General features: G+C 74.3%; 21 protein-coding genes and 1 pseudogene. 13 read left to right on the top strand and 9 right to left on the bottom strand.

Annotated features, from left to right (window positions below; genetic code table 11):
- Positions 1 to 3: 3 nt before the first annotated feature.
- Together ABZ937_RS11090 and ABZ937_RS11095 are read left to right on the top strand one after the other, a co-directional pair.
- Entirely contained in the window at positions 4 to 711 is a 708-nt protein-coding gene (locus tag ABZ937_RS11090; protein WP_361688956.1) for a futalosine hydrolase, read from the top strand.
- The gene (locus ABZ937_RS11095) at positions 701 to 1,549 is read left to right on the top strand and encodes a 1,4-dihydroxy-6-naphthoate synthase (protein ID WP_361688959.1); all 849 of its coding nucleotides are present in this window, start codon (positions 701 to 703) and stop codon (positions 1,547 to 1,549) included. Before ABZ937_RS11090 ends, ABZ937_RS11095 begins: the two co-directional genes overlap by 11 nt.
- A gap of 34 nt (positions 1,550 to 1,583) precedes the next feature.
- Here the strand turns inward: ABZ937_RS11095 and ABZ937_RS11100 are convergent, their stop codons facing one another.
- Positions 1,584 to 1,967: a cold-shock protein gene (locus ABZ937_RS11100; protein WP_030643007.1), complete on the bottom strand. Its 384-nt coding sequence runs from the start codon at positions 1,965 to 1,967 to the stop codon at positions 1,584 to 1,586.
- 175 nt (positions 1,968 to 2,142) lie between these two features.
- Between ABZ937_RS11100 and ABZ937_RS11105 the strand changes: the two genes are divergently transcribed.
- Positions 2,143 to 2,406 carry a hypothetical protein gene (locus tag ABZ937_RS11105; RefSeq protein ID WP_361688962.1) on the top strand — a complete coding sequence of 88 codons (264 nt, stop codon included), beginning with the start codon at positions 2,143 to 2,145 and terminating at the stop codon, positions 2,404 to 2,406.
- Here the strand turns inward: ABZ937_RS11105 and ABZ937_RS11110 are convergent.
- Positions 2,370 to 3,008, bottom strand: coding sequence for an HAD family hydrolase (locus tag ABZ937_RS11110; RefSeq protein WP_361688965.1), 639 nt, complete (start codon positions 3,006 to 3,008; stop codon positions 2,370 to 2,372). The genes ABZ937_RS11105 and ABZ937_RS11110 overlap by 37 nt on opposite strands.
- Positions 3,009 to 3,025: 17 nt before the next feature.
- On the opposite strand from ABZ937_RS11110, the gene ABZ937_RS11115 reads away from it, so the two are divergent.
- On the top strand, positions 3,026 to 3,160 hold the full coding sequence (locus ABZ937_RS11115) for a hypothetical protein (RefSeq protein ID WP_361688968.1): 135 nt from the start codon (positions 3,026 to 3,028) through the stop codon (positions 3,158 to 3,160).
- Here the strand turns inward: ABZ937_RS11115 and ABZ937_RS11120 are convergent.
- Positions 3,143 to 4,171 carry a hypothetical protein gene (locus tag ABZ937_RS11120; RefSeq protein ID WP_361688971.1) on the bottom strand — a complete coding sequence of 343 codons (1,029 nt, stop codon included), beginning with the start codon at positions 4,169 to 4,171 and terminating at the stop codon, positions 3,143 to 3,145. The genes ABZ937_RS11115 and ABZ937_RS11120 overlap by 18 nt on opposite strands.
- Before the next feature lie 98 nt (positions 4,172 to 4,269).
- Between ABZ937_RS11120 and ABZ937_RS11125 the strand changes: the two genes are divergently transcribed.
- The 3 genes from ABZ937_RS11125 (at position 4,270) to ABZ937_RS11135 (ending at position 9,672) form a co-directional block, all read left to right on the top strand.
- A complete protein-coding gene (locus ABZ937_RS11125) occupies positions 4,270 to 6,819 on the top strand; it encodes a helicase C-terminal domain-containing protein (protein ID WP_361688974.1) in 2,550 nt (849 codons plus the stop codon).
- 534 nt (positions 6,820 to 7,353) lie between these two features.
- Entirely contained in the window at positions 7,354 to 7,947 is a 594-nt protein-coding gene (locus tag ABZ937_RS11130; RefSeq protein WP_361688977.1) for a hypothetical protein, read from the top strand.
- An 81-nt stretch (positions 7,948 to 8,028) separates the two neighbouring features.
- Positions 8,029 to 9,672, top strand: a complete 1,644-nt coding sequence (locus ABZ937_RS11135) for a DNA repair helicase XPB (protein ID WP_361688980.1) — start codon at positions 8,029 to 8,031, stop codon at positions 9,670 to 9,672.
- Between the two features lie 15 nt (positions 9,673 to 9,687).
- Here ABZ937_RS11135 and ABZ937_RS11140 read toward each other — a convergent pair whose 3' ends face one another.
- From ABZ937_RS11140 to ABZ937_RS11150, 3 genes are read right to left on the bottom strand one after another with little or no spacing between them, the layout of a single operon-like run.
- Positions 9,688 to 10,017: a hypothetical protein gene (locus ABZ937_RS11140; RefSeq protein ID WP_361688983.1), complete on the bottom strand. Its 330-nt coding sequence runs from the start codon at positions 10,015 to 10,017 to the stop codon at positions 9,688 to 9,690.
- Positions 9,981 to 11,153, bottom strand: coding sequence for a glycosyltransferase 87 family protein (locus ABZ937_RS11145; RefSeq protein WP_361689451.1), 1,173 nt, complete (start codon positions 11,151 to 11,153; stop codon positions 9,981 to 9,983). The genes ABZ937_RS11140 and ABZ937_RS11145 overlap by 37 nt, the downstream gene beginning before the upstream one ends.
- Before the next feature lie 32 nt (positions 11,154 to 11,185).
- Positions 11,186 to 11,368, bottom strand: a complete 183-nt coding sequence (locus ABZ937_RS11150) for a hypothetical protein (protein ID WP_361688986.1) — start codon at positions 11,366 to 11,368, stop codon at positions 11,186 to 11,188.
- Between the two features lie 284 nt (positions 11,369 to 11,652).
- Here ABZ937_RS11150 and ABZ937_RS11155 point away from each other — a divergent pair, with 284 nt between their 5' ends.
- The 6 genes from ABZ937_RS11155 (at position 11,653) to ABZ937_RS11180 (ending at position 18,346) form a co-directional block, all read left to right on the top strand.
- On the top strand, positions 11,653 to 11,763 hold the full coding sequence (locus ABZ937_RS11155; protein WP_184966700.1) for a keywimysin-related RiPP: 111 nt from the start codon (positions 11,653 to 11,655) through the stop codon (positions 11,761 to 11,763).
- Positions 11,764 to 11,798: 35 nt separating this feature from the next.
- Positions 11,799 to 13,646, top strand: a complete 1,848-nt coding sequence (locus tag ABZ937_RS11160) for a lasso peptide isopeptide bond-forming cyclase (protein WP_361688989.1) — start codon at positions 11,799 to 11,801, stop codon at positions 13,644 to 13,646.
- A 31-nt stretch (positions 13,647 to 13,677) separates the two neighbouring features.
- Entirely contained in the window at positions 13,678 to 13,932 is a 255-nt protein-coding gene (locus ABZ937_RS11165) for a lasso peptide biosynthesis PqqD family chaperone (protein WP_361688992.1), read from the top strand.
- On the top strand, positions 13,929 to 14,354 hold the full coding sequence (locus ABZ937_RS11170; protein WP_361688995.1) for a lasso peptide biosynthesis B2 protein: 426 nt from the start codon (positions 13,929 to 13,931) through the stop codon (positions 14,352 to 14,354). Before ABZ937_RS11165 ends, ABZ937_RS11170 begins: the two co-directional genes overlap by 4 nt.
- On the top strand, positions 14,351 to 16,174 hold the full coding sequence (locus ABZ937_RS11175; RefSeq protein WP_361688998.1) for an ABC transporter ATP-binding protein: 1,824 nt from the start codon (positions 14,351 to 14,353) through the stop codon (positions 16,172 to 16,174). Before ABZ937_RS11170 ends, ABZ937_RS11175 begins: the two co-directional genes overlap by 4 nt.
- Positions 16,175 to 16,291: 117 nt before the next feature.
- Entirely contained in the window at positions 16,292 to 18,346 is a 2,055-nt protein-coding gene (locus ABZ937_RS11180; RefSeq protein WP_361689001.1) for a UvrD-helicase domain-containing protein, read from the top strand.
- Positions 18,347 to 18,486: 140 nt separating this feature from the next.
- Here the strand turns inward: ABZ937_RS11180 and ABZ937_RS11185 are convergent.
- The 3 genes and pseudogenes from ABZ937_RS11185 to ABZ937_RS11195 all read right to left on the bottom strand — a co-directional run.
- Positions 18,487 to 18,635 (bottom strand): annotated as a pseudogene (locus tag ABZ937_RS11185) (copper homeostasis protein CutC); the annotation flags it as partial.
- 33 nt (positions 18,636 to 18,668) lie between these two features.
- Positions 18,669 to 19,361: a copper homeostasis protein CutC gene (locus tag ABZ937_RS11190; RefSeq protein WP_361689004.1), complete on the bottom strand. Its 693-nt coding sequence runs from the start codon at positions 19,359 to 19,361 to the stop codon at positions 18,669 to 18,671.
- Positions 19,362 to 19,440: 79 nt separating this feature from the next.
- The gene (locus ABZ937_RS11195) at positions 19,441 to 20,109 is read right to left on the bottom strand and encodes a maleylpyruvate isomerase family mycothiol-dependent enzyme (protein ID WP_361689007.1); all 669 of its coding nucleotides are present in this window, start codon (positions 20,107 to 20,109) and stop codon (positions 19,441 to 19,443) included.
- Positions 20,110 to 20,212 lie beyond the last annotated feature (103 nt).

The following is a 20,212-nucleotide window of genomic DNA, read 5'->3' on the forward strand; positions in this document are numbered from 1 at the left end:
TCCGTGCCGGTCCTGGTCGCCACCGCGGTCCCCGTCGAGCGGGACGCGGTGGCCCGGGCGTTGCCCGCGCCGGCCGAGGAGGTACGGCTGCCGGGCGCGACCCTGAGCCGTACGGCCGCGGGCTGGGACCTGCTCGCCGCCGGTGTCGGACCGGCGCTCGCCGCGGCCTCCACCGCCACGGCTCTCACCGCCGCCGCGCTGGCCGGCCGCCCCTACGGCCTGGTCGTCTCGGCCGGGATCGGCGGCGGCTTCCTGCCCGGGGCGCCGGTCGGCTCGCTCGTGGTCGCCGACGCGATCACGGTGGCCGACCTGGGCGCCGAGACCGCCGACGGCTTTCTCCCGGTCACCGAACTCGGCTTCGGGACCGTCACGCACCGCCCGCCGGATTCACTCGTACGAGTCGTGTCCGAGGCCACCGGCGCCCCCGCCGGCACGATCCTGACCGTGTCCACGGTGACCGGCACCGCCGGCCGCGCCGCCGCCCTGCGTGCCCGGCATCCCGGCGCGCTCGCCGAGGGCATGGAGGGGTTCGGGGTGGCCGAGGCGGCCGCCGCGCACGGCGTGCCCGTGCTGGAGATCCGCGCGGTCTCCAACCCGGTCGGCCCCCGCGACCGCGCCGCCTGGCGCATCGGCGACGCCCTGGCCGCCCTCACCGAGGGCTTCGGGAAGCTCGCGCCCGCATTGGAGAGTTGGAACCCGCATGACAGTTGAGCCGCTGCAGATCGCGTACTCCCCCTGCCCGAACGACACCTTCGTCTTCGACGCCCTCGCCCACGGCCGCGTCCCCGGCGCGCCCGCGCTGGACGTGACCTTCGCCGACATCGACATCACCAACGGCATGGCCGAGCGCGGCGAGTTCGACGTGCTGAAGGTGTCGTACGCCGTGCTGCCGTACGTCCTCGACGAGTACGCGCTGCTGCCGTGCGGCGGTGCGCTGGGGCGGGGCTGCGGTCCGCTGGTGCTCACGCGGGAGCCGGGCACGGACTTGACGGGGCGTACGGTCGCGGTGCCGAGCGAGAAGTCGACGGCCTACCTGCTGTTCCGCCTCTGGGCGGCGGACACCCTGCCCGGCGGGGTCGGCGAGATCGTGGTCATGCCGTTCCACGAGATCATGCCGGCCGTGCGGGACGGCAGGGTGGACGCGGGCCTGGTCATCCACGAGGCCCGGTTCACCTACCAGAACTACGGGCTGCACAAGCTCGCCGACATGGGCGAGCACTGGGAGCGGACCACAGGGCTGCCGATCCCGCTGGGCGCGATCATCGCCAAGCGGTCGCTGGGCGCGGAGGCGCTGAAGCTGCTCGCCGACTCCGTCCGTACGTCGGTGAAGGCCGCCTGGGACGACCCGGAGGCCTCCCGGCCGTATGTCATGGCGCACGCCCAGGAGATGGATCCGGCCGTCGCCGACCAGCACATCGGGCTGTACGTCAACGAGTTCACCGCCGACCTGGGCGAGGACGGCTTCGCGGCGATCCGGGGGCTGCTCGCCCGTGCGGCGGCCGAGGGGCTCGTACCGCCCCTCGGCCCGGACGCTCTCGCGTTTCCCTGACGGATTCCCGGATTCCGGGCTCCGGTCGGGCCGCTCAGACGTCCAGTTGGTCGGCGACCGCGCGGAGCAGACCGGCGATCTTCTTGCCGGATGCCTTGTCCGGGTAGCGGCCCTTCTCCAGCATCGGCGTGATGTTCTCAAGAAGAGTCGTCAAATCCTGCACGATCGACGCCAACTCGTCCGGCTTCTTGCGCTGGGCGGCGGCGACCGACGGCGTCGGGTCGAGCACGATCACCGAGAGTGCCTGGTCACCGCGCTGACCGGCGACGACCCCGAACTCCACGCGCTGTCCCGGCTTGAGCGAATCGACTCCGGCGGGGAGAACCGAGGAATGGACGAAGACGTCACCGCCGTCGTCGCGGGAGAGAAAGCCGAAGCCCTTCTCGCTGTTGAACCACTTGACCTTGCCGGTAGGCACGTCTGTCCTCGTCCTCGTACTCGTTGGGAAAACTACTTCGGAAACGGCTCTTGATAGCACTAGAGCGGGTCGACCATGACCCGCCGATACCAAGCGCTCACAAGGCTAATGCTCTTCGGGCGGGTGACAAGACGTCCCCCGGTTGTTCTCTCGGGCAGGGAACTACCCTGGTCCGGTGCGTGACAAAACCCAAACGAATTCCGCCGCGCCCGGTGACCGACTGATCCGCGCCGGTGCCGTCGTCTTCTTCCTCGGGGCCGTGGCCACCCTCGTCACGGTCGCCCCGTTGTTCCTCGGCGCGAAGCCATTTCCGACGTACATGTTCGGACTGAGCATGCTCATGGGCGTCGGATTCCTCGTGGCCGGCGCCGGTGTGCTGCGGTCCGTCGCCGCCGGACGGCGTCAGGCGCGGGGCGCGGCGCCGGGCGCCTCGCGGTAGCCGCCGAGCCACTGCGGGAAGGCGGCCAGGTCGGCCAGGACGACGTCCGCGCCGGCCGCGCGCAGCTCGTCCGGCGGGCAGGGGCCGGTGGCCACGGCGACCGAAAACGCACCCGCCGCGCGGGCTCCGCGGACGTCTCCGACGTGGTCGCCGACGTACACGCCCGCGGCGTACTCGCGCAGTGCCGCCGCCTTCTGCTCGGCCCACAGGTCGCCGACGACCACGTCCGGCTCGATGCCGAGGTGGGCCAGGTGCAGCTTGGCGTTCGGTTCGTACTTGGCGGTCACCACCATCGTCCGCCCGCCGGCCGCCCGCACCGCGTCGATCGCCTCCCGGGCGCCGGCCATGGCGGGCGTCGCGGCGATGGCTATGGAGGGGTACATCTCCCGGTACAGATCGGCCATCGCCGGCACGTGCTCTGCCGGGAACCAGTGGATCAGCTCCTCCGCGAGCGGCGGCCCGAGCCGGGTCACCGCCAGGTCGGCGTCGATGAACGTCCCCGTCCGCTCGGCCAGGGCCACGTAGCAGGCGTGGATGCCGGGCCGGGAGTCGATGAGGGTCATGTCGAGGTCGAAACCGACGGTGAGGGTGGTGGAGGCCATGGGGGACATTCTGCCGGGTGACTGTGATCGTCCGGGTGCGGGTGGTGGTGGTGGGCTGGTCCCACCAGGGGCGCGGGGAACTGCGCGACCAGCCCACCACGGACCCGCGGCCGGACGCGGAGCGCGAGCGGCCCTCATCTGCTCCGCTGTGAGCGCCAGACCAGGTACGCGGCCGAGGCCAGTGCCGCTCCCCTGACGACCCACGGCCAGGTCTCGGACAGGGCCTCGTTCATGTGGCCCTCGGTGATCGGGGTGCCCCAGCGGCCCTCGTTGCGGCCCCACAGCCAGACCAGGCCGGCCGCGACCGCCGTGCCGGGCAGCACCATCACCGCCCACTTGGTCTCGGCGGGGGTCAGCCGCCGGGAGCCGTAGGCGATGGCCCAGCCCAGCAGGAGCGCGAACCAGTTGCCGAGCACGGCACCGGCGGTCAGCGCGGCGGCGGCCAGCAGCAGGAGCGGGTTGGACCAGCCGGAGAGGAGCCCGCGGGCCGGGGCGGCGGCCGGCGCGGCTTTCCGGGCCGGCCGCAGTCCGAGGAGGCGGCGGCGCGGCGCGGGCGCCGGAGCGGTGGGCTCGGCGGGGGCCGGGGCGGGCTCGGCCGGCTGGGCGGCAGCCTCCTGCGGGGGGCGTTTGAGCAGCTCGGGGATCTCCACGCCGCCGACGAACCCCGGCACCGGGTCGACGTCCGCCAGCGGGCTGCCGCCGGTGCTCACCCGCCACCAGTCCGGCGGTGTCGCGGCGTCCCCGAGTTCGTGTGCGGGGGCCAGGTGGGGCGGGGACGGCGTGTCCCGGGGGGCCGGCGGTTCGGGCTCGGCGGAGCGCGGGCGCGGTACGACCCGGCGCAGCCCCTTCGGCCGTTCCTGATCCGCCGGCTCCGGCCGCTGGGCGGGCGAGGGCTGGGCCGGTACCGCCGCGGCCCGCGGCTGCGGGGCACCGCCGGTGCCGCCCGCCGCCGCGACCACCTCGTCCGGGCTGCCCAGGCTCTCCAGGATGCGGCGGACGGCCGCGGGCGAGTCCACCGTCGCCTTCGCCCTGCTCCGGTCGATCTCGTTGCGCAGCTCCGACACGAGCCGCATCCGCGTCGCCGACGGCAGCTGCCGCTGCTGGGCGATGTCTCCGACGCGGCTCAGATACTCGTAGACGACCTGGTCGCTCTCGATCCCCACGGAACCCCTCCGGGGTGCGCCGACTGAAACCCCGTGAGGGACGGTACCGCTTCTTTCCGGCTGCCCCAGGCTCATTGATGTCCGCTACCGTTGGCCGGATGAGCCCCGAGGCCCACCCAGCCCCTCGGTCCCTCGCGGAGGCGCTCCGCGCGCGGGACGACGCCTCCCTGGCCGCGCTGCTGCGCAGCCGCCCGGACCTCATCACCCCCGTCCCCACCGATCTCACCCAGCTCGCCACCCGGGCCGGCACCCGGGCGTCGGTGCTGCGCGCCCTGGAGCGGCTGGACCGGTTCGCGCTGCAGACCGCGGAGGCGCTGGCCGTGGCCCCGGACCCGGCGTCGTACGACACCCTGCTCGGCCTGATGGCCGGGGACGCCGGGGACGAGACCGTCGCCGGGGCGCTGCCGCGGGCCGTCGGCACGCTGCGCGAGCAGGCGCTGGTGTGGGGCGCGGACGACCGGCTGCGGCTGGTGCGCACCGCCCGTGAGCTGCTCGCGCCCTCGGCGCAGCATCCGTCCCCGACCGGGCTCGGGCCCACCGTGCAGGAGGCCACCTCGGGCATGTCGCCGGGGCGGATCCAGGAGATCGTGACGACGGCCGGGCTGCCGTCGACCCACGACTCGGTGTCCGCCGTGGCCGCGCTGACGACGCTGTTCACGCACCGCAGGAAGATGGCGAAGCTGCTCGCCGGGGCCCCGGAGGCCGCCCGGGAGGTGCTGGCCAGGCTGGTGTGGGGGCCGCCGTACGGGCAGGTCACCGCGGATCCGGCGGCGCATCTGCGCTGGCTGCTGGACCGCGGCCTGCTGCTGCCGACCACCCCGGGCACGGTCGTGCTGCCCCGCGAGGTCGCCCTGCACCTGCGCGGGGGCCGCGCCCACCGCACGCCCGAGCCGCTGCCGCCCGCCGTGACACCGGCCGCGGCCCACAGCCCGCAGGTGGTGGACGCCACCGCGGCCGGGCAGGCGTACACCGCCCTCGCCACCGTGGAGGAGCTGCTGAAGGACTGGGACGAGGGCGGTCCCGCCGTGCTGCGGGCCGGCGGGCTGAGCGTCCGTGACCTGAAGCGGACCGCCGTCGCGCTGGACGTGTCCGAGCCGGTCGCCGCGTTCTGGACCGAGCTGGCCTACGCCGCCGGGCTGATCGCCTCCGACGGGGAGGCCGACGAGCGGTACGCGGCCACCCCCGCCTATGACGAGTGGCTGGAGCAGCCTCCCGCCGAGCGCTGGGCCCGCCTCGCCCAGGCGTGGCTGGCGGTCACCCGTACGCCGGGGCTGGTCGGCGGGCGGGACGCGAAGGACCGGACCCTGTCGGCGCTGGGCCCGGGGCTCGACCGGTCCGCCGCGCCCGAGGTACGGCACCGGGTGCTGTCCCTGCTGGCCGGGCTGCCGCAGGGCTCGGCCCCGGACCCCGAGTCGGTACTGGCCCGGCTGCACTGGGAACGGCCGCTGCGGGGCGCCCAGCGGGACGTGCAGCGGGAGGACGATCTGCGGTCCCGGCTGGCCCGCTGGACCCTGTCGGAGGCGGAGCAGCTGGGCGTGACCGGGCGGGGCGCGCTGTCGGCCCACGGGCGCGCGCTGCTCGGGGCACCCTCGTCCGCCGCCGGATCCGGCTCCGCACCGGCCGCCTCCGCCGGCCCCGGCGACAAGCTCCCGGTGCACCACCACCGCGCGCCCGAGCGGCTCGTGCCGCTCTCCGCCCCCGAGCAGGCCGTCGCGACCGCCGCCGCGGCCCGGCTGCTCGCTCCGCTGCTGCCCGAGCCGCTGGACCACGTGCTGCTCCAGGCCGACCTGACGGCGGTCGCGCCCGGCCCGCTGCGGCGCCCGCTCGCGGACATGCTGGGCGTGCTCGCGGACGTGGAGTCCAAGGGCGGCGCGACCGTGTACCGGTTCACGCCGGCCTCCGTCCGCCGTGCCCTGGACGCCGGCCGGACCGCGGCCGACCTGCACGCCTTCCTCACCGAGCACTCCCGCACCCCGGTGCCGCAGCCGCTCGCCTACCTGATCGACGACGTGGCCCGCAAACACGGCCACCTGCGGGTCGGCGCGGCCTCGGCGTACGTCCGCTGCGACGACGACACCCTGCTGAACGAGATCCTCGCCGACCGGCGCGCCGCCGCGCTGCGCCTGCGCCGGCTGGCCCCGACCGTGCTGGCCGCCCCGACCGATCCGGCGACGCTGCTGGAGGGGCTGCGCGCGATGGGGTACGCGCCCGCCGCCGAGTCCGCCGAGGGCGATGTGCTGATCACCCGCGCCCACGCCCACCGCACCCCGCCGCGCACCGCGCCCGAGCCGGTGCCGGACGGGCCGCCGGCGCCCGACGCCACGCTGCTCGCGGCGGCGATCCGCGCGATCCGGGCCGGTGACCTGGCCGCCACCGCCCCGCGCAAGCCCGCCGGCGAGCCCCTGGCGGGCGGCGAGCTGCCCCGGACCTCCTCCGCCGAGACCCTGGCCACCATGCAGGCCGCCGTCCTGACCGGCGACTCCGTGTGGATCGGCTACGTCAACGCCGAGGGCGCCGCCAGCCAGCGGGTCATCGCCCCCGTCCGGGTGGAGGGCGGTTACGTGACGGCGTACGACCACACGGCGGACGAGGTACGGACGTATCCGCTGCACCGGATCACGGGGGTCGCCGAACTGGCGGACGACTGACCGGGCGACCGGGTCGCGTTGGCCGGAAAGGGTTTTGATCCGTGGCAGGCCCACAACAACGATGGCTGTCATGGATCGGAGAGCGCTTGCGCTGAGGGAGTTACGGACCGCGGCGGATCTGAACACCGCGCTGCGTGAGCTGAAGGCGCGCTCCCGGCTGACCTACCGGCAACTGGAGGCGCGAGCGGCCCGGCAGGGCGAGCTGCTGCCGCGCAGCACGCTGGCCGACGTCCTGCGCAACGGCTCCCTGCCCCGGCAGGAGCTGCTGACGGCGTTCGTCCGCGCGTGCGGCGAGGGCGCCTACGTGGACGACTGGCTGGCCGCCCGCCAACGAGCCGCCCAGGCCCCGGCTCCGGGAGAGGGGCCGAGTGCACCCCAGGGCTCCCCGAGCCCGCTGACGAGCCTGATCCTCCGAATCCCGCCGATCCCCAGCTCCTGCGCTCCGGTGGCTCCGGGGAACCGCAGGCGGTCGCCTTCCCGTGGGGATCGTTGTGGCGGCTCGTGCGGGGGCGGCGTGGGCGGGTGGTCGGCGGGGTGGTTCTCGTCGTCGCGCTGGTCGTCGTCACCTGGTCCCTGCGGGGCTCCGGTGGCTCGGGGGAGGCGGAGGACTCGGCCTCCTCCGGGCCGGCTGCCGCGGTCACGCCGCTGCCGAGCGGGGCGGTGCTCCTGAGGCCGCTCGGCTCGCCCGGCCTGTGCGTGACGGACGGCAGGGTCGCGGACGGGCGGTACCGGTCCCTCGTCGCCGTACAGCGTCCCTGCGACGAGACGGCCCCGCAGACCACCGCCCTGGACCCGCTGGGCAAGGACGCCTACCGGATCGCCTGGCACCACCCCGACGAGGGCAAGGGCTGTCTGAAGGTGCTCGGCTCGGGGCCCGGCGCGGGGCTGCTCGAACCGTGGAACGCGTGCGCGCGGACCACCGTCTTCCACTTCGTCCCCACCGAGCCCGCGAAGGCCGGGAAGACCGGGAAATCCCGGAAGTCCGTCGGCCGGACCTATCTGATCAAGGCCGGCGCAGGGAAGTGCGTGGGGATCAGGGCCGCGAGCAGCGCCGTCGGCGCGGAAGCCGTGGTGGAGTCCTGCACCGGCGCGGACTCCCAGCTCTTCCTCGTGGAAGCCGCGCTGTGAGCCCGCTCCCAGGACCTCCTGGCAATCCACCTGGATGAGGCACACTGGACGTTTGGCCGTTGTGGAAAGGGTGTGCCGCGCGTGAATGGTCCTCTGATCGTCCAGTCCGACAAGACCCTGCTCCTGGAAGTGGACCACGAGCGGGCCGACGACTGCCGGCGCGCCATCGCGCCGTTCGCCGAGCTGGAGCGGGCGCCCGAGCACATCCACACGTACCGGGTGACCCCGCTCGGCCTGTGGAACGCGCGCGCCGCGGGGCACGACGCCGAGCAGGTCGTGGACGCCCTGGTGCAGTACAGCCGCTACCCCGTGCCGCACGCGCTGCTCGTGGACATCGCCGACACGATGGACCGCTACGGCCGCCTCACCCTCTCGAAGCACCCCGCGCACGGGCTGGTCCTCACCACCACCGACCGGCCGGTGCTGGAGGAGGTGCTGAAGTCCAAGCGGATCGCCCCGCTGGTCGGCGCGCGGATCGACCCGGACACGGTCGTCGTGCACCCCTCCGAGCGCGGGCAGATCAAGCAGACACTGCTCAAGCTGGGCTGGCCGGCCGAGGACCTCGCCGGGTACGTCGACGGCGAGGCGCACCCGATCGAGCTGCGGGAGGACGGCTGGACGCTCAGGCCGTACCAGAAGCAGGCCGTGGAGAACTTCTGGCACGGCGGCAGCGGTGTCGTCGTGCTGCCCTGCGGCGCCGGGAAGACGCTGGTCGGCGCCGGGTCCATGGCCCAGGCGAAGTCGACCACGCTGATCCTCGTCACCAACACCGTCTCCGCCCGGCAGTGGAAGCACGAGCTGGTGAAGCGGACCTCGCTGACCGAGGACGAGATCGGCGAGTACAGCGGGACGCGGAAGGAGATCCGCCCGGTCACCATCGCCACCTACCAGGTGCTGACGACCAAGCGGAAGGGCGTCTACCCGCACCTGGAGCTGTTCGACTCGCGGGACTGGGGGCTGATCGTCTACGACGAGGTGCATCTGCTGCCCGCGCCGGTCTTCAAGTTCACCGCCGACCTTCAGGCGCGCCGCCGGCTGGGGCTCACGGCCACCCTCGTGCGCGAGGACGGCCGGGAGTCGGACGTGTTCTCCCTCATCGGGCCCAAGCGGTTCGACGCGCCCTGGAAGGAGATCGAGGCGCAGGGCTACATCGCGCCCGCCGACTGCGTCGAGGTCCGGGTGAACCTGACCGAGTCCGAGCGGCTCGCGTACGCGACGGCCGAGACGGAGGAGAAGTACCGGTTCTGCGCGACGACGGACACCAAGCGGAAGGTGACCGAGGCGATCGTCCGCCGGTTCGCCGGGCAGCAGGTCCTCGTCATCGGGCAGTACATCGACCAGCTGGACGAGCTGGGCGAGCATCTGAACGCCCCGGTGATCAAGGGCGAGACGTCGAACGCGCAGCGGGAGAAGCTCTTCGACGCCTTCCGGCAGGGCGAGATCAGCGTGCTGGTGGTGTCGAAGGTCGCGAACTTCTCCATCGACCTGCCCGAGGCGACGGTCGCCATCCAGGTGTCCGGCACCTTCGGCTCCCGGCAGGAGGAGGCCCAGCGGCTCGGCCGGGTGCTGCGCCCCAAGGCCGACGGCCACCAGGCCCACTTCTACTCGGTCGTCGCCCGCGACACCATCGACCAGGACTTCGCCGCCCACCGGCAGCGCTTCCTGGCCGAGCAGGGCTACGCCTACCGCATCATGGACGCGGACGAGATCCTGGCCGACGGCTAGGCCGGTGCGGCCGGTCTAGAAGAACGCGTGGTACTCCATCCAGCCCTTGGTCCGGCCGGACTTGCCGTAGTACCAGTCGCCGCCCTTCGCGGTGCAGTACACGCGCACGCTGCTGCCCGCGAACACGGACTTCTTCACCTTGGACCGGAAGCTGGGGCTGGTGTACATGTCGGCGTGGTCCCACTGGACCACCTGCAGGGTCTGGTCCTTGATGTTCTTGGTGCACGCGGAGGAGCCGACGGCCGAGGCGCTGGGCGCGGCCAGGACGGTGGCGCCGAGGGCGAGCGCGGTGGCGGCGGTCAGTCCGCTCACCGCCTTGCGGAACGGAAGCTTCGAGATGGGCATGCTGGTGTCCCCGTTTGCTCGGTCGAAAGGATCGGACATCGGCTGATCATGCTGTCATACGAGATGAGCAGCCCGAGCGGCAGGAGCGGGTAAGCGGCTGCCAACGGCTGTTGCCACCACGGCAGTTCCAGGTCCAGGGCGCCCTCGTGGGGCACCAGCCACATCGTGCGGGCGGTGAAGACGAGGGCCGCCAGCACGGCCGTACGGGTGCGGCCCTCGGCCCACAGCACCGCGAGCAGCGGGACGCACCACACCCAGTGGTGGGTCCAGCTGATCGGGCAGACCAGCAGGGCCGTGAACGCGGTCAGCAGGATGCCGTGGCTCTCCCGGCGGGCCCGGCCGGCCAGCCCGAGGCCCGCCACCGCGACCACCGCCGCCGGGAGCGCCCAGGCGAGGCCCGGCGCGGGCTCGTGCAGCGCTCGTGCGACCAGCCCCTGGAGGGACTGGTTGTCCACGATCCACGCCTTGCCCACCCGGCCGGTCTCGTACAGCCGCCGGGTCCAGAAGTCCGTGCTCGCGGCGGGGAGCGGCAGGAACCCGGCCAGGACCGTGGCGGCGAAGCCGGCCGCCGCCGTGGCCGCCTGCCGGGTGCGTCCGCGCAGGAGCAGATAGACCACGAAGACGGCCGGGGTGAGCTTGATGCCGGTCGCGACGCCGACGGCCAGCCCCTTGGCGCGGGCGCCGGCCGGCCGGGTCAGGTCCCACAGGACCAGGCAGGCGACGGCCAGGTTGATCTGCCCGAACAGCAGCGTCTGGAAGACCGGCTCCAGCCAGAGGGCGAGGGCGGTGGCCGCGCAGAGCGCGGGCAGGGACAGGGTGCGGGACGCCAGGCGGGCGGAGAGGGCGACGAGCGCGGCGAGCAGGAGCGCGTTGCCCGCCAGGAACGCCGCTTTCAGGGCCGGTACGGGGAGCCAGGTCGCCGGGACGAACAGGATCGCCGCGAACGGCGGGTAGGTCGCCGGGAGGTGCCACTCGGTGACGGTGAAGCCGTACAGGTCGGTGCCGTGGGCCACGGCCTCGCCCTCGGCGCGGTAGACGAGGAGATCGGCCATGGGTGCGCCGCGCAGGGCGCACAGCGTGACGAAGGAGGCGAGGGAGAGGGCGAGGAGGAGCAGGGCTGGCAGGGAGGGCGGCACCGTCCGTTCGCGCACGGAGCGACCCTATGCCGCTACCTGCGGTGCACGCCCGTTTCCTCGCCGTACTCGCCGAGGATGACGACGCCGAAGGCCGCCTCCACGAACACCTTCACCGCCCGGAGGGCGTTGCCCAGCGGGTGGTGGTGGGCGCCACCGAGAGCCGTGGCGCCGGAGGGGGGCCGGACGGGGGCTGGTGTGAGGGACGCTGTGCTCATAAGTCCAGGGTCGCTCTCGCCGCCCTCATGTCCACCCCCTCCGGTGACCGGATTCGGATGCGCGGCCCCGTGACGCACAACGCCCGGCGGCGCCCCCGCCGCCCCTTGTCCCCGCCCGGCATCCGCTCGTTCGGTTGCTGAACAGAACACCAAGCGCGCATTTTTTCAGACAATACGACTGTCCTTTCTCCTCTTGTCGCGCCATCCGGATCCCGGGCTTCCTGGTGACAGCCGCCCTCGACGGGCGGACGACACGCACGACACCCCCGTAAGGAGAACAGGTCATGAAGAAGGCATACGAAGCGCCGACCCTGGTCCGTCTTGGTTCCTTCCGCAAGGAAACCGGGCTCCTGCAGCGCTCCGGCAACGACCGGCTCATCCTGAGCAAGAACTGAACAGGCGGACGAGCGACGGTCGCTGACATCACGTCATGACTGATCTGCACAGGAGTGCGGGGACGGGCCCCGGCAGCGCGCACTTCGCGGTCTTCACCGACCGCGCGGACGCGGCTGCCGTGGCCCGCTCCTTCGCCCGCCCCGGCACGCGCACCCTCGACCACGCCTCGGGCCGGCCGTGGCTCGTCGGCCACTGGGACGACCAGGAGATCGTCAGCGCACGTGTCGGCCCCGCCGCCCTCGCCCTCATCGGCTGCGTTCCCGTCGAGGCCGCGGAACTGGAGCGGGTGGCCCGCTCGCTGCGCGACCTCGCCGCCCTGGACGCGTGGGCGCGCTCCCTGCCCGGCAGCTTCCACCTCGTTGCCGCCCTCGACGGACGGATCCGGGTGCAGGGCACGGCCTCCGGGCTCCGGCTGGTCTTCCACGCCCGGCTCGACGGCGTCCGGGTCGCCGCGACCCGCGCCGACGTGCTCGCCGCCGCGCTCGGCGCCGAACCCGACCCGCGGCAGCTGGCGGTACGACTGCTGTGGCCGGTCCCGAACGCTCTGCTCGACGAGCCGCTGTGGCCCGGTGTCACCGCCGTGGCCCCGCACGACGCGCTGATCCTCGCACCGGACAGAGACGGCGTACGCCACTCCCGCTGGTGGACGCCCCCGGAACCCGTCGTCCCGCTGCGCACCGGCGCCCCCGTGGTCCGCGAGGTCCTCGCCGACGCCGTCGCCGCGCGCACCCGGCACGGCGGCGCGGTCAGCTGCGATCTCTCCGGCGGCCTGGACTCCACCTCGATCTGCTTCCTCGCCGACCGCTCACCGGCCCGGGTCATCGCCTCCACCTGGCCGGGACGCGACCCGGCCGACACCGACCTGCAGTGGGCGAAGCGGGCCGCCGCCGCGCTGCCCGACGTCGAGCACGTGGTCTGGGACGCCGAGGAGTCCCCCCTCGTCTACGACGGACTGCTCGGCATCGATGACGTACTGGACGAGCCCACCATCGGCGTCATGGACCGCGCCCGGGTCCTGCACCACCTGCCGGCCATGGCCCGGCGGGGCAGCCGGGTGCATCTGACGGGCATCGGCGGCGACCACGTGGCCTGGTGCTCCGAGGCGTACTACCACCGGCTGGCCCGGCGGCGCCCGCTGTTCGCCCTGGGCCGGCTGCGCGGTTTCAAGGCGCTGTGGCAGTGGCCGCTGCTGCCGATGCTGGGCGCCCTCGCGGACTCCCGGTCCTACGGCAGCTGGCTCGCCGACGCCGAGCACCGGCTGCGCGACCCGCTGCCCCCGACGGTGACCACCAGCCTCGGCTGGGGCATGACCCCCCGGCTGTTCGAGTGGGTGACCCCGGAGGCCGAGGACATGGCCCGTACGGCACTGCGCGCGGCCGGCCGGCAGGCGCGCCCCCTGCACCCCGACCGCGGCCTGCACGCCGACCTGGAGCAGATCCGCGACTGCACACGCATCATCCGGCAGTGGGACCACATGGCCGCCCGCCACGGGCTGCCGGTGGCGTCGCCGTTCCTGGACGACCGGGTCATCCAGACCTGCCTCGCCGTCCGCCCCGAGGACCGCGTCTCCCCCTGGCGGTACAAACCGCTGCTGACCGCGGCCATGCGCGGCGTCGTGCCCGAGGACTGCCTGCGGCGGGCCGACAAGGCGGCCGCCTCCATGGACGCGGCCGACGGACTGCGCCGGCACCGCGGCGACCTCATGGCGCTGTGGGAGGACTCGCGGCTGGCGCGGCTGGGGCTGGTCGACGGCGACGTCCTGCGCCGCCTGGCGGAGCGGCCCGCCACCCGCCACCTGCGGGAGGCCGTCCTCTACTCGACGATCGCCGTCGAGGTGTGGCTGCGCGCGCTCGACCGTACGCGGCACGAACTCCGCAAGTGAACACGTGAAGCCAGACGAAAGGAAAGCCGCCATGGCACTGCGGTTCGGAGCCGATGTCTGCACCGCGAAGACCGACTACGGCACCGTCCTGCTCGATCAGCGCTCCGGTGAGTACTGGGAGCTGAACCCCACCGCGACCCTGGTGATCGACACCCTCATGGCGGGCGGCGACGAGGCGGCCGCGGCGGCGGCGGTCACGGAGGTGTTCGACGTCACCGCGGACCAGGCGCGCGCCGACGTCGGCGCCCTGGTCGAGCAGCTGCGCGCCGGCGGGCTGGCCGTATGAGCACGCCCAGCGCCCTGGAGCGGCCGTCCGGTGTCCCGCTCGGCCGGCGGCTCGCCGCCCGCCTGGTCCTCCTGCCGGCCTTCGTCCTCTCCCTGCTGCCCCCGCACCGCATCCGCGCCGTCCTGCGGCTGCTGCGCCGGGGCGCCGCCCCCGCCACCGCGGCCCAGGCCCGGCTGGCTCGGGACGCCCTGTGCGCGGTGAGTCTGCGCTGCGCGGGCCCCAAGGGCTGCCTGCCCCGTTCCCTCGGCGCCGCCCTGCTCTGCCGGCTGGGCGGCAGCTGGCCGACCTGGTGCGCGGGAGCGAGCGTCGTACCGCCCTTCTCCGCGCACGCCTGGGTGGAGGCGGAGGGCCGCCCGGTGGGCGAGGACCTGCCCGACGGCTACTTCGCCCCGTTGATCTCCATCGGCCCGGTCCCCCGATGACGACAGGCCCGGAGGACACCGGCGGCGACCGGTCCACGCGTGCCACGGTGCTCGCCCTCTACCGGCTCACCGCCCGGCACCGCGGCGCGATGGCCCTGGCCGCCGTGCTGAGCCTGGCAGCCGCCGCGCTGGGGCTGGCGCAGCCGCTGCTGGCCAGGCGCGTGGTGGAGGCGAGCGGCGGGCAGCAGCCGCTGTGGCCGCCGCTGCTGCTGCTCACCGCCCTGTTCGCCGCGGAGGCGGCCACCGGCGCCGTCGGCCGCTTCCTGCTGGAGTGGACGGGCGAAGGTGTCGTACGGCGACTGCGCCACGACCTGGTGGGGCGGCTGCTGCGCCTGGAGATGCGGGAGTACGACCAGCAGCGCATCGGCGACCTGATCGCGCGCGTCACCGCCGACACCACCCTGTTGCGCGAGATGGTCGCCCAGGCGCTCGTGGATCTGGTCACCGGCGCCCTGGTGTCCGTGGGCGCGCTGGCCCTGATGGCATGGCTGGACCCGCTGCTGCTCCTGCTCGTCGTGGCGACCGTGGCCGCCGCGGCGGCCGTGGTCGCCCTCCTGCTCCGGGGCATCCGCGCCGCCGCCGAACGCATGCAGACCTCTGTCGGCGCCCTCGCCGCCGACCTGGAGCGCGCCCTGGGTGCCCTGCCCATGGTCCGGGTGTACCGGGCCGAGCAGCGGGAGGCGGAGCGTATCGGGGCGCGGGCGGACGGCGCCTGCGCCGCCGGTGTGCGCACCGCGGGGTTCGCCGCGGTCATGAGCAGCGCGGTCGAACTGGCCGTGCAGGGCTCCTTCCTCCTGGTCCTCGTCGTCGGCGGCCTGCGCGTGCACGCCCCGGGGCACTCCCTGGGCGACCTGGTCGCCTTCCTCCTGTACGCCTCCTACCTCGTCGTGCCCCTGTCCTCGGTGTTCCGCGCCGCCGGCCTGATCCAGCGGGGCATGGGTGCCCATCTGCGGGTCGAGCAGACCCTGGGCCTGCCGGTGGAGCCGAGCGGCCCGCCCGCCCTGCCCGCGGAGCCCGACGACCCGCCGGCCCCCGCCGCCGGCGTACCCGCCCTCGCGCTGCACGACGTCCACTTCGCCTACCGGCCCGGCCGGCCGGTGCTGCGGGGCGTCTCCTTCACCGTGCCGCAGCGGGGTCTGGTCGCCCTCGTCGGCCTCTCCGGCGCGGGCAAGAGCACGGTGTTCGCGCTGATCTCGCGGTTCTACGAGCCCGATGCCGGGGTCATCGGCTTCCACGGGCGCCCCGCCACGGAACTCGGCCGCGACGCCTGCCGGGCCCGGCTCGCCATCGTGGACCAGAGCAGTCATGTCGTGGCGGGCACGCTGCGCGACAACATCACCTACAGCCGTCCGGACGCCACGGACGACGAGGTGCGCCGGGCCGTCCGGCTGGCCCGCCTCGGCCGGGTGGCCGAGCGGCTGCCCGGTGGTCTGCACGGCGCCGTCGGCGAGCACGGCTCGCTGCTCTCTGGCGGTGAACGGCAGCGTGTCGCCCTGGCCCGGGCCCTGCTCGCCCGGCCCGCGCTGCTGCTGCTCGACGAGCCCACCTCCCACCTCGACGCCCTGAACGAGGCCGCGCTCACGGCCGCCCTGCGGGGCGTCGCCCGGGAGTGCGCGGTCCTCGTCATCGCGCACCGGCTGTCCACGGTCCAGCACGCCGACCGGATCGTCGTCCTGGAGGAGGGGCGGGTCACGGCGCAGGCGCGCCACGAGGACCTCCTGGCGACCAGTCCGGTGTACCGGCGGCTGGCGACCGCACAGATGCTCCGGCCGGCGAACCCGTCCGCGGACGGCGCCGGCAATTCGTTGGCCCGTCCCTGAGTGCCTCCTCTAGAATCTCCGCTCTTGCCCGCCTCCTCCGCGGAGAGCCGCCGCCCGGCCGGTAACCGGACGGCATCGTCGTCGTAGCCACGCAGCAGGCCCACCGGAGGCACCCCCTTGTCCACGCCCGCCCACGACCCGCTCGCCGACCCCCTCTCCCGAGAGCGCTCCCACCTCGCCGCGTCCCGGTCCGCCCTGCGGGCCATGCGCGAGGACGTGGAGGCCCTGGACATCCGTGACGTCACCGCGAACTGGGTCAACGCCGCGGTGCTCGCCCACCAGATCGACGAGCGGATCAAGGCGCTGGCCGACCTCAGCGACACCCCGCTGTTCTTCGGCCGCCTCGACTACCTGCACGCGCCGGGCGCGGAGCAGGCCGAGGGCGCCGAGGGCGAGCGGTTCTACATCGGGCGTCGGCACGTGCACGACCACGACGGCGACCCCATGGTCATCGACTGGCGTGCGCCGGTCTCGCAGCCGTTCTACCGGGCGTCCAAGAAGGACCCGATGGACATCGGGCTGCGCCGCCGCTTCGGCTACACCGGCGGGGACCTGACCGCGTACGAGGACGAGCACCTGTCCGACCCCGCCGAGACGGCCGCCACCAGCAAGCTCCTCCAGCAGGAGATCGAACGGCCGCGTGTCGGCCCGATGCGGGACATCGTCGCCACCATCCAGCCCGAGCAGGACGAGATCGTCCGGTCCGGCCTGTCCGGCACGGTCTGTGTCCAGGGAGGTCCGGGGACCGGGAAGACCGCCGTCGGTCTGCACCGGGTGGCGTATCTGCTCTACGCCCACCGGGAGCGGCTCGCCCGCACCGGCACGCTCGTCATCGGTCCGAACAAGTCCTTCCTCCACTACATCGAGCAGGTCCTCCCGGCCCTCGGCGAGCTGACCGTGCGGCAGGCGACTGTGGACGACCTGGTCGCGCACGTGGAGGTGCGCGGCGTGGACGAGGCCGCCGCCGCGATCGTCAAGGGCGACGCCCGGATGGCCGAGATCCTCAGGCGCGCCCTGTACTCCCACGTGACCATGCCCACCGAGCCGGTGGTCGTGGTGCGCGGCTCCCGGCGCTGGCGGGTGCCCGCGTACGAACTGGAGGAGCTGGTCGGCGAGTTGCTCGCCCGGGACATCCGCTACGGCGCGGCCCGCGAGGCCCTGCCGCAGCGCATCGCGCACGCGGTGCTGGTGCAGATGGAGCGGGCCGGGGAGGCCCCGGACGACCGGGTGCAGGACGCGGTCGCCCGCAACAGCGCGGTGAAGGCGGCCGTGAAGGAGGTCTGGCCGGCCGTGGACCCGGCCAAGCTCGTGCTGCGGCTGCTCACCGACGCCGGCTTCCTCGCCGAGCACGCCGACGGGATCCTGGACGAGGACGAGCAGAAGACGATCCTGTGGGCCAGGCCGGTGCGCAGCGTGAAGTCGGCGAAGTGGTCGGCGGCGGACACCGTGCTGATCGACGAGGCGGCCGACCTGATCCAGCGCACCCACTCGCTCGGCCATGTCGTCCTGGACGAGGCGCAGGACCTCTCCCCCATGCAGTACCGGGCCGTCGGCCGCCGCTGCACCACCGGCAGCGCGACCGTGCTGGGCGACCTCGCGCAGGGCACCACGCCGTGGGCGACCCGGAGCTGGGCCGAGGCGCTGGGTCATCTCGGCAAACCGGAGGGGGCCGTCGAGGAGCTGACCGCCGGTTTCCGCGTGCCGACGGACGTCATCACGTACGCCTCCCGCCTGCTGCCGCACATCGCCCCCGGCCTCACCCCGGTCGCCTCCGTCCGGGAGAACCCCGGCTTCTTCGAGGTCCGTCCGGCCACGGAGGCGGCCGAGGTCGTCGCCGCCTGCTCGGAGTTGCTGCGCAACGAGGGCTCGACCGGCCTGATCGCCGCCGACGCCCGCGTCCCGGCCCTCGCTGAAGCCCTGGCGGCGGCGGGCATCTCCTACCTGGCCCCGGGTGAGGAGACCACCCGCGAGACCCGCCTGACCCTCGTCCCGGCCTCGCTCGCCAAGGGCCTGGAGTACGACTACGTGGTCCTGGACGAGCCGCAGGCCGTGGTGGACGGCGAGCCGGACGAACGCACGGGCCTGCGGCGCCTGTACGTGGCACTGACCCGTGCGGTGTCGGGCCTGATCGTGACGCACGCGGCACCGCTGCCCGCGCAGCTCGCCCCGTAGGAAGGACCAGGGCCGGTCCCCGGACGCAGGCCGCCACCGGCCAGGATCCGCCGCTCGTACCCGGGCTCGCCGTCGTACCGTTCCGGCCCGTCCCGGAACGGCAGGCAGGAAACGTCGCCGCGCCCGCGCCCCGGGAAGGGCTAGGGCCGGTCCACCGCCGTGCGCCACTGGGCGACCGCGGCCGCCGAGACCGGTCCCCGCCAGCCGTCGGGACGGGCCGCCCCGCCGATGTGGAACGCGTCGACCCGACCGGCCCCCGCAGCCGCGGCACATGACCCAGACGCAGGCCGGAAACGTCGCCGCGCCCGCGCCCCGGGAAGGGCTAGGGCCGGTCCACCGCCGTGCGCCACTGGGCGACCGCGGCCGCCGAGACCGGCCCCCGCCAACCGTCGGGACGGGCCGCCCCGCCGATGTGGAACGCGTCGATCCGACCGGCCCGGAGGCGGGGTACATGGTCGAGACGCAGGCCGCCGCCGACGAGGATCCGCTGCTCGTACCCGGGCTCGCCGTCGTGTGCCGCCTCGGCGAGGAGCACGGGCAGGCCGTCGTCCACGCCCGCGGCGGAGCCGGCGGTGAGGTAGGTGTCCAGGCCGGGCAGGTCGGCGAGCTGCTTGCGCAGGGCGTCCCGGTCGGCGGCCCGGTCGATCGCCCGGTGGAAGGTCCACCGGCAGCCGCCGAGCGCGTCGACGACCCGCTCCACCGCGGCCAGGTCGACCTCGCCGTCCGCGGTGAGGAACCCGAGCACGAACTGGTCGGCGCCGGCCTGCCGCAGTTCGCCGGCCACGCCGACCAGCCGGTCCACGTCACCGGCCGCGAACCCGTCCGCGAGGCGGAGCATCACGCGCAGGTCGATGTCGACGGCGGCACGGATCGCGGCGACGGTGGCGGGCGCGGGGGTGAGCCCGTCGGCCGCCATCTCGGTGACCAGCTCCAGCCGGTCCGCGCCTCCGGCCTGGGCGGCGACCGCGTCCTCGACGTCGAGGGCGATCACCTCCAGGACTGCACGCTTGCTCATGGCACCCCATTCATCGGACGAGTACAGGTCTAGTCCAATTCAAGAGTACGCCGGTACCGGAGCGCCACAGGGCCACCACTCATCCGAAGATGTTCAGCTCACCCTCCCGCGCCCCGGCCAGCTCATAAGCCGCCCCCGTCACCGGCCGGCCCGCGTACAGCCGGACGAGCGTGGCGGCGTCGCCGATGTACCGGGCGGGCGGACCGCTCGGGACCGTCGCCCCGAACCGCAGCGGCTCGTCCAGGTCGTCGAGGTCGGCGTGCAGCGGAACGTGCCCCTTCTCCCGCGTGACCCGCGCCAGCAGGGTCAGCGCGTCCGGCAGCCCGGCCCCCGCGTACGCCCCCGGCGCCCCCAGGACGTCCCGCACATCCCCGGCGTGCACCCACTCCCCCAAGGCGAGGATGTCCAGCCGCCCGTCGCCCCGGGCGATCACCGGCCCGGCCTCGGTCATCCCGCGCTCCAGCTCGTCCACGACCCGCGCGTTCGTCCAGCCGGCCCGCTCGGCGATGTCCCGGTCGTTCGACTCGGGCGAGAACACGCCCTTCTCGAACCGGCTCTCCACCACCCGCATCAGCGCGGCGGAGCAGTGCGCCAGCACGTCCCGCACCGTCCACCCCGGACACGCGGCCGTCGGCAGCGCGAAGTCGGCGTCGGGCCGGGACCGCAGCAGCGGTACGAGGGCGTCGCGCTCCATGGCCAGCAGCCGTCCGGGGAGTTCGGGGTCGCGCGCTTCCAGGATGTCCGTCATGGGGGTCACGCTAGGGGCGCCACCGGGCGGCGTCACGCGGGAAGGCGACGGGCAGTTGCCACGGGGAGGACGGCACGAGGAAGGCCGGCCGGCGGTCGGCGCG

The sequence above is a fragment of the Streptomyces sp. NPDC046727 genome, assembly GCF_040645635.1.
GTDB lineage: Bacteria > Actinomycetota > Actinomycetes > Streptomycetales > Streptomycetaceae > Streptomyces.

What these genes read in the sequence shown, in the direction of transcription:
- ABZ937_RS11160 (WP_361688989.1), top strand. Translation starts at nt 11,799, where the DNA reads ATGACTGATCTGCACAGGAGTGCGGGGACGGGCCCCGGCAGCGCGCAC.
- ABZ937_RS11175 (WP_361688998.1), top strand. Translation starts at nt 14,351, where the DNA reads ATGACGACAGGCCCGGAGGACACCGGCGGCGACCGGTCCACGCGTGCC.
- ABZ937_RS11170 (WP_361688995.1), top strand. Translation starts at nt 13,929, where the DNA reads ATGAGCACGCCCAGCGCCCTGGAGCGGCCGTCCGGTGTCCCGCTCGGC.
- ABZ937_RS11140 (WP_361688983.1), bottom strand. Translation starts at nt 10,017, where the DNA reads ATGCCCATCTCGAAGCTTCCGTTCCGCAAGGCGGTGAGCGGACTGACC.
- ABZ937_RS11125 (WP_361688974.1), top strand. Translation starts at nt 4,270, where the DNA reads ATGAGCCCCGAGGCCCACCCAGCCCCTCGGTCCCTCGCGGAGGCGCTC.
- ABZ937_RS11155 (WP_184966700.1), top strand. Translation starts at nt 11,653, where the DNA reads ATGAAGAAGGCATACGAAGCGCCGACCCTGGTCCGTCTTGGTTCCTTC.
- ABZ937_RS11190 (WP_361689004.1), bottom strand. Translation starts at nt 19,361, where the DNA reads ATGAGCAAGCGTGCAGTCCTGGAGGTGATCGCCCTCGACGTCGAGGAC.
- ABZ937_RS11165 (WP_361688992.1), top strand. Translation starts at nt 13,678, where the DNA reads ATGGCACTGCGGTTCGGAGCCGATGTCTGCACCGCGAAGACCGACTAC.
- ABZ937_RS11095 (WP_361688959.1), top strand. Translation starts at nt 701, where the DNA reads ATGACAGTTGAGCCGCTGCAGATCGCGTACTCCCCCTGCCCGAACGAC.
- ABZ937_RS11110 (WP_361688965.1), bottom strand. Translation starts at nt 3,008, where the DNA reads ATGGCCTCCACCACCCTCACCGTCGGTTTCGACCTCGACATGACCCTC.
- ABZ937_RS11150 (WP_361688986.1), bottom strand. Translation starts at nt 11,368, where the DNA reads ATGAGCACAGCGTCCCTCACACCAGCCCCCGTCCGGCCCCCCTCCGGC.
- ABZ937_RS11195 (WP_361689007.1), bottom strand. Translation starts at nt 20,109, where the DNA reads ATGACGGACATCCTGGAAGCGCGCGACCCCGAACTCCCCGGACGGCTG.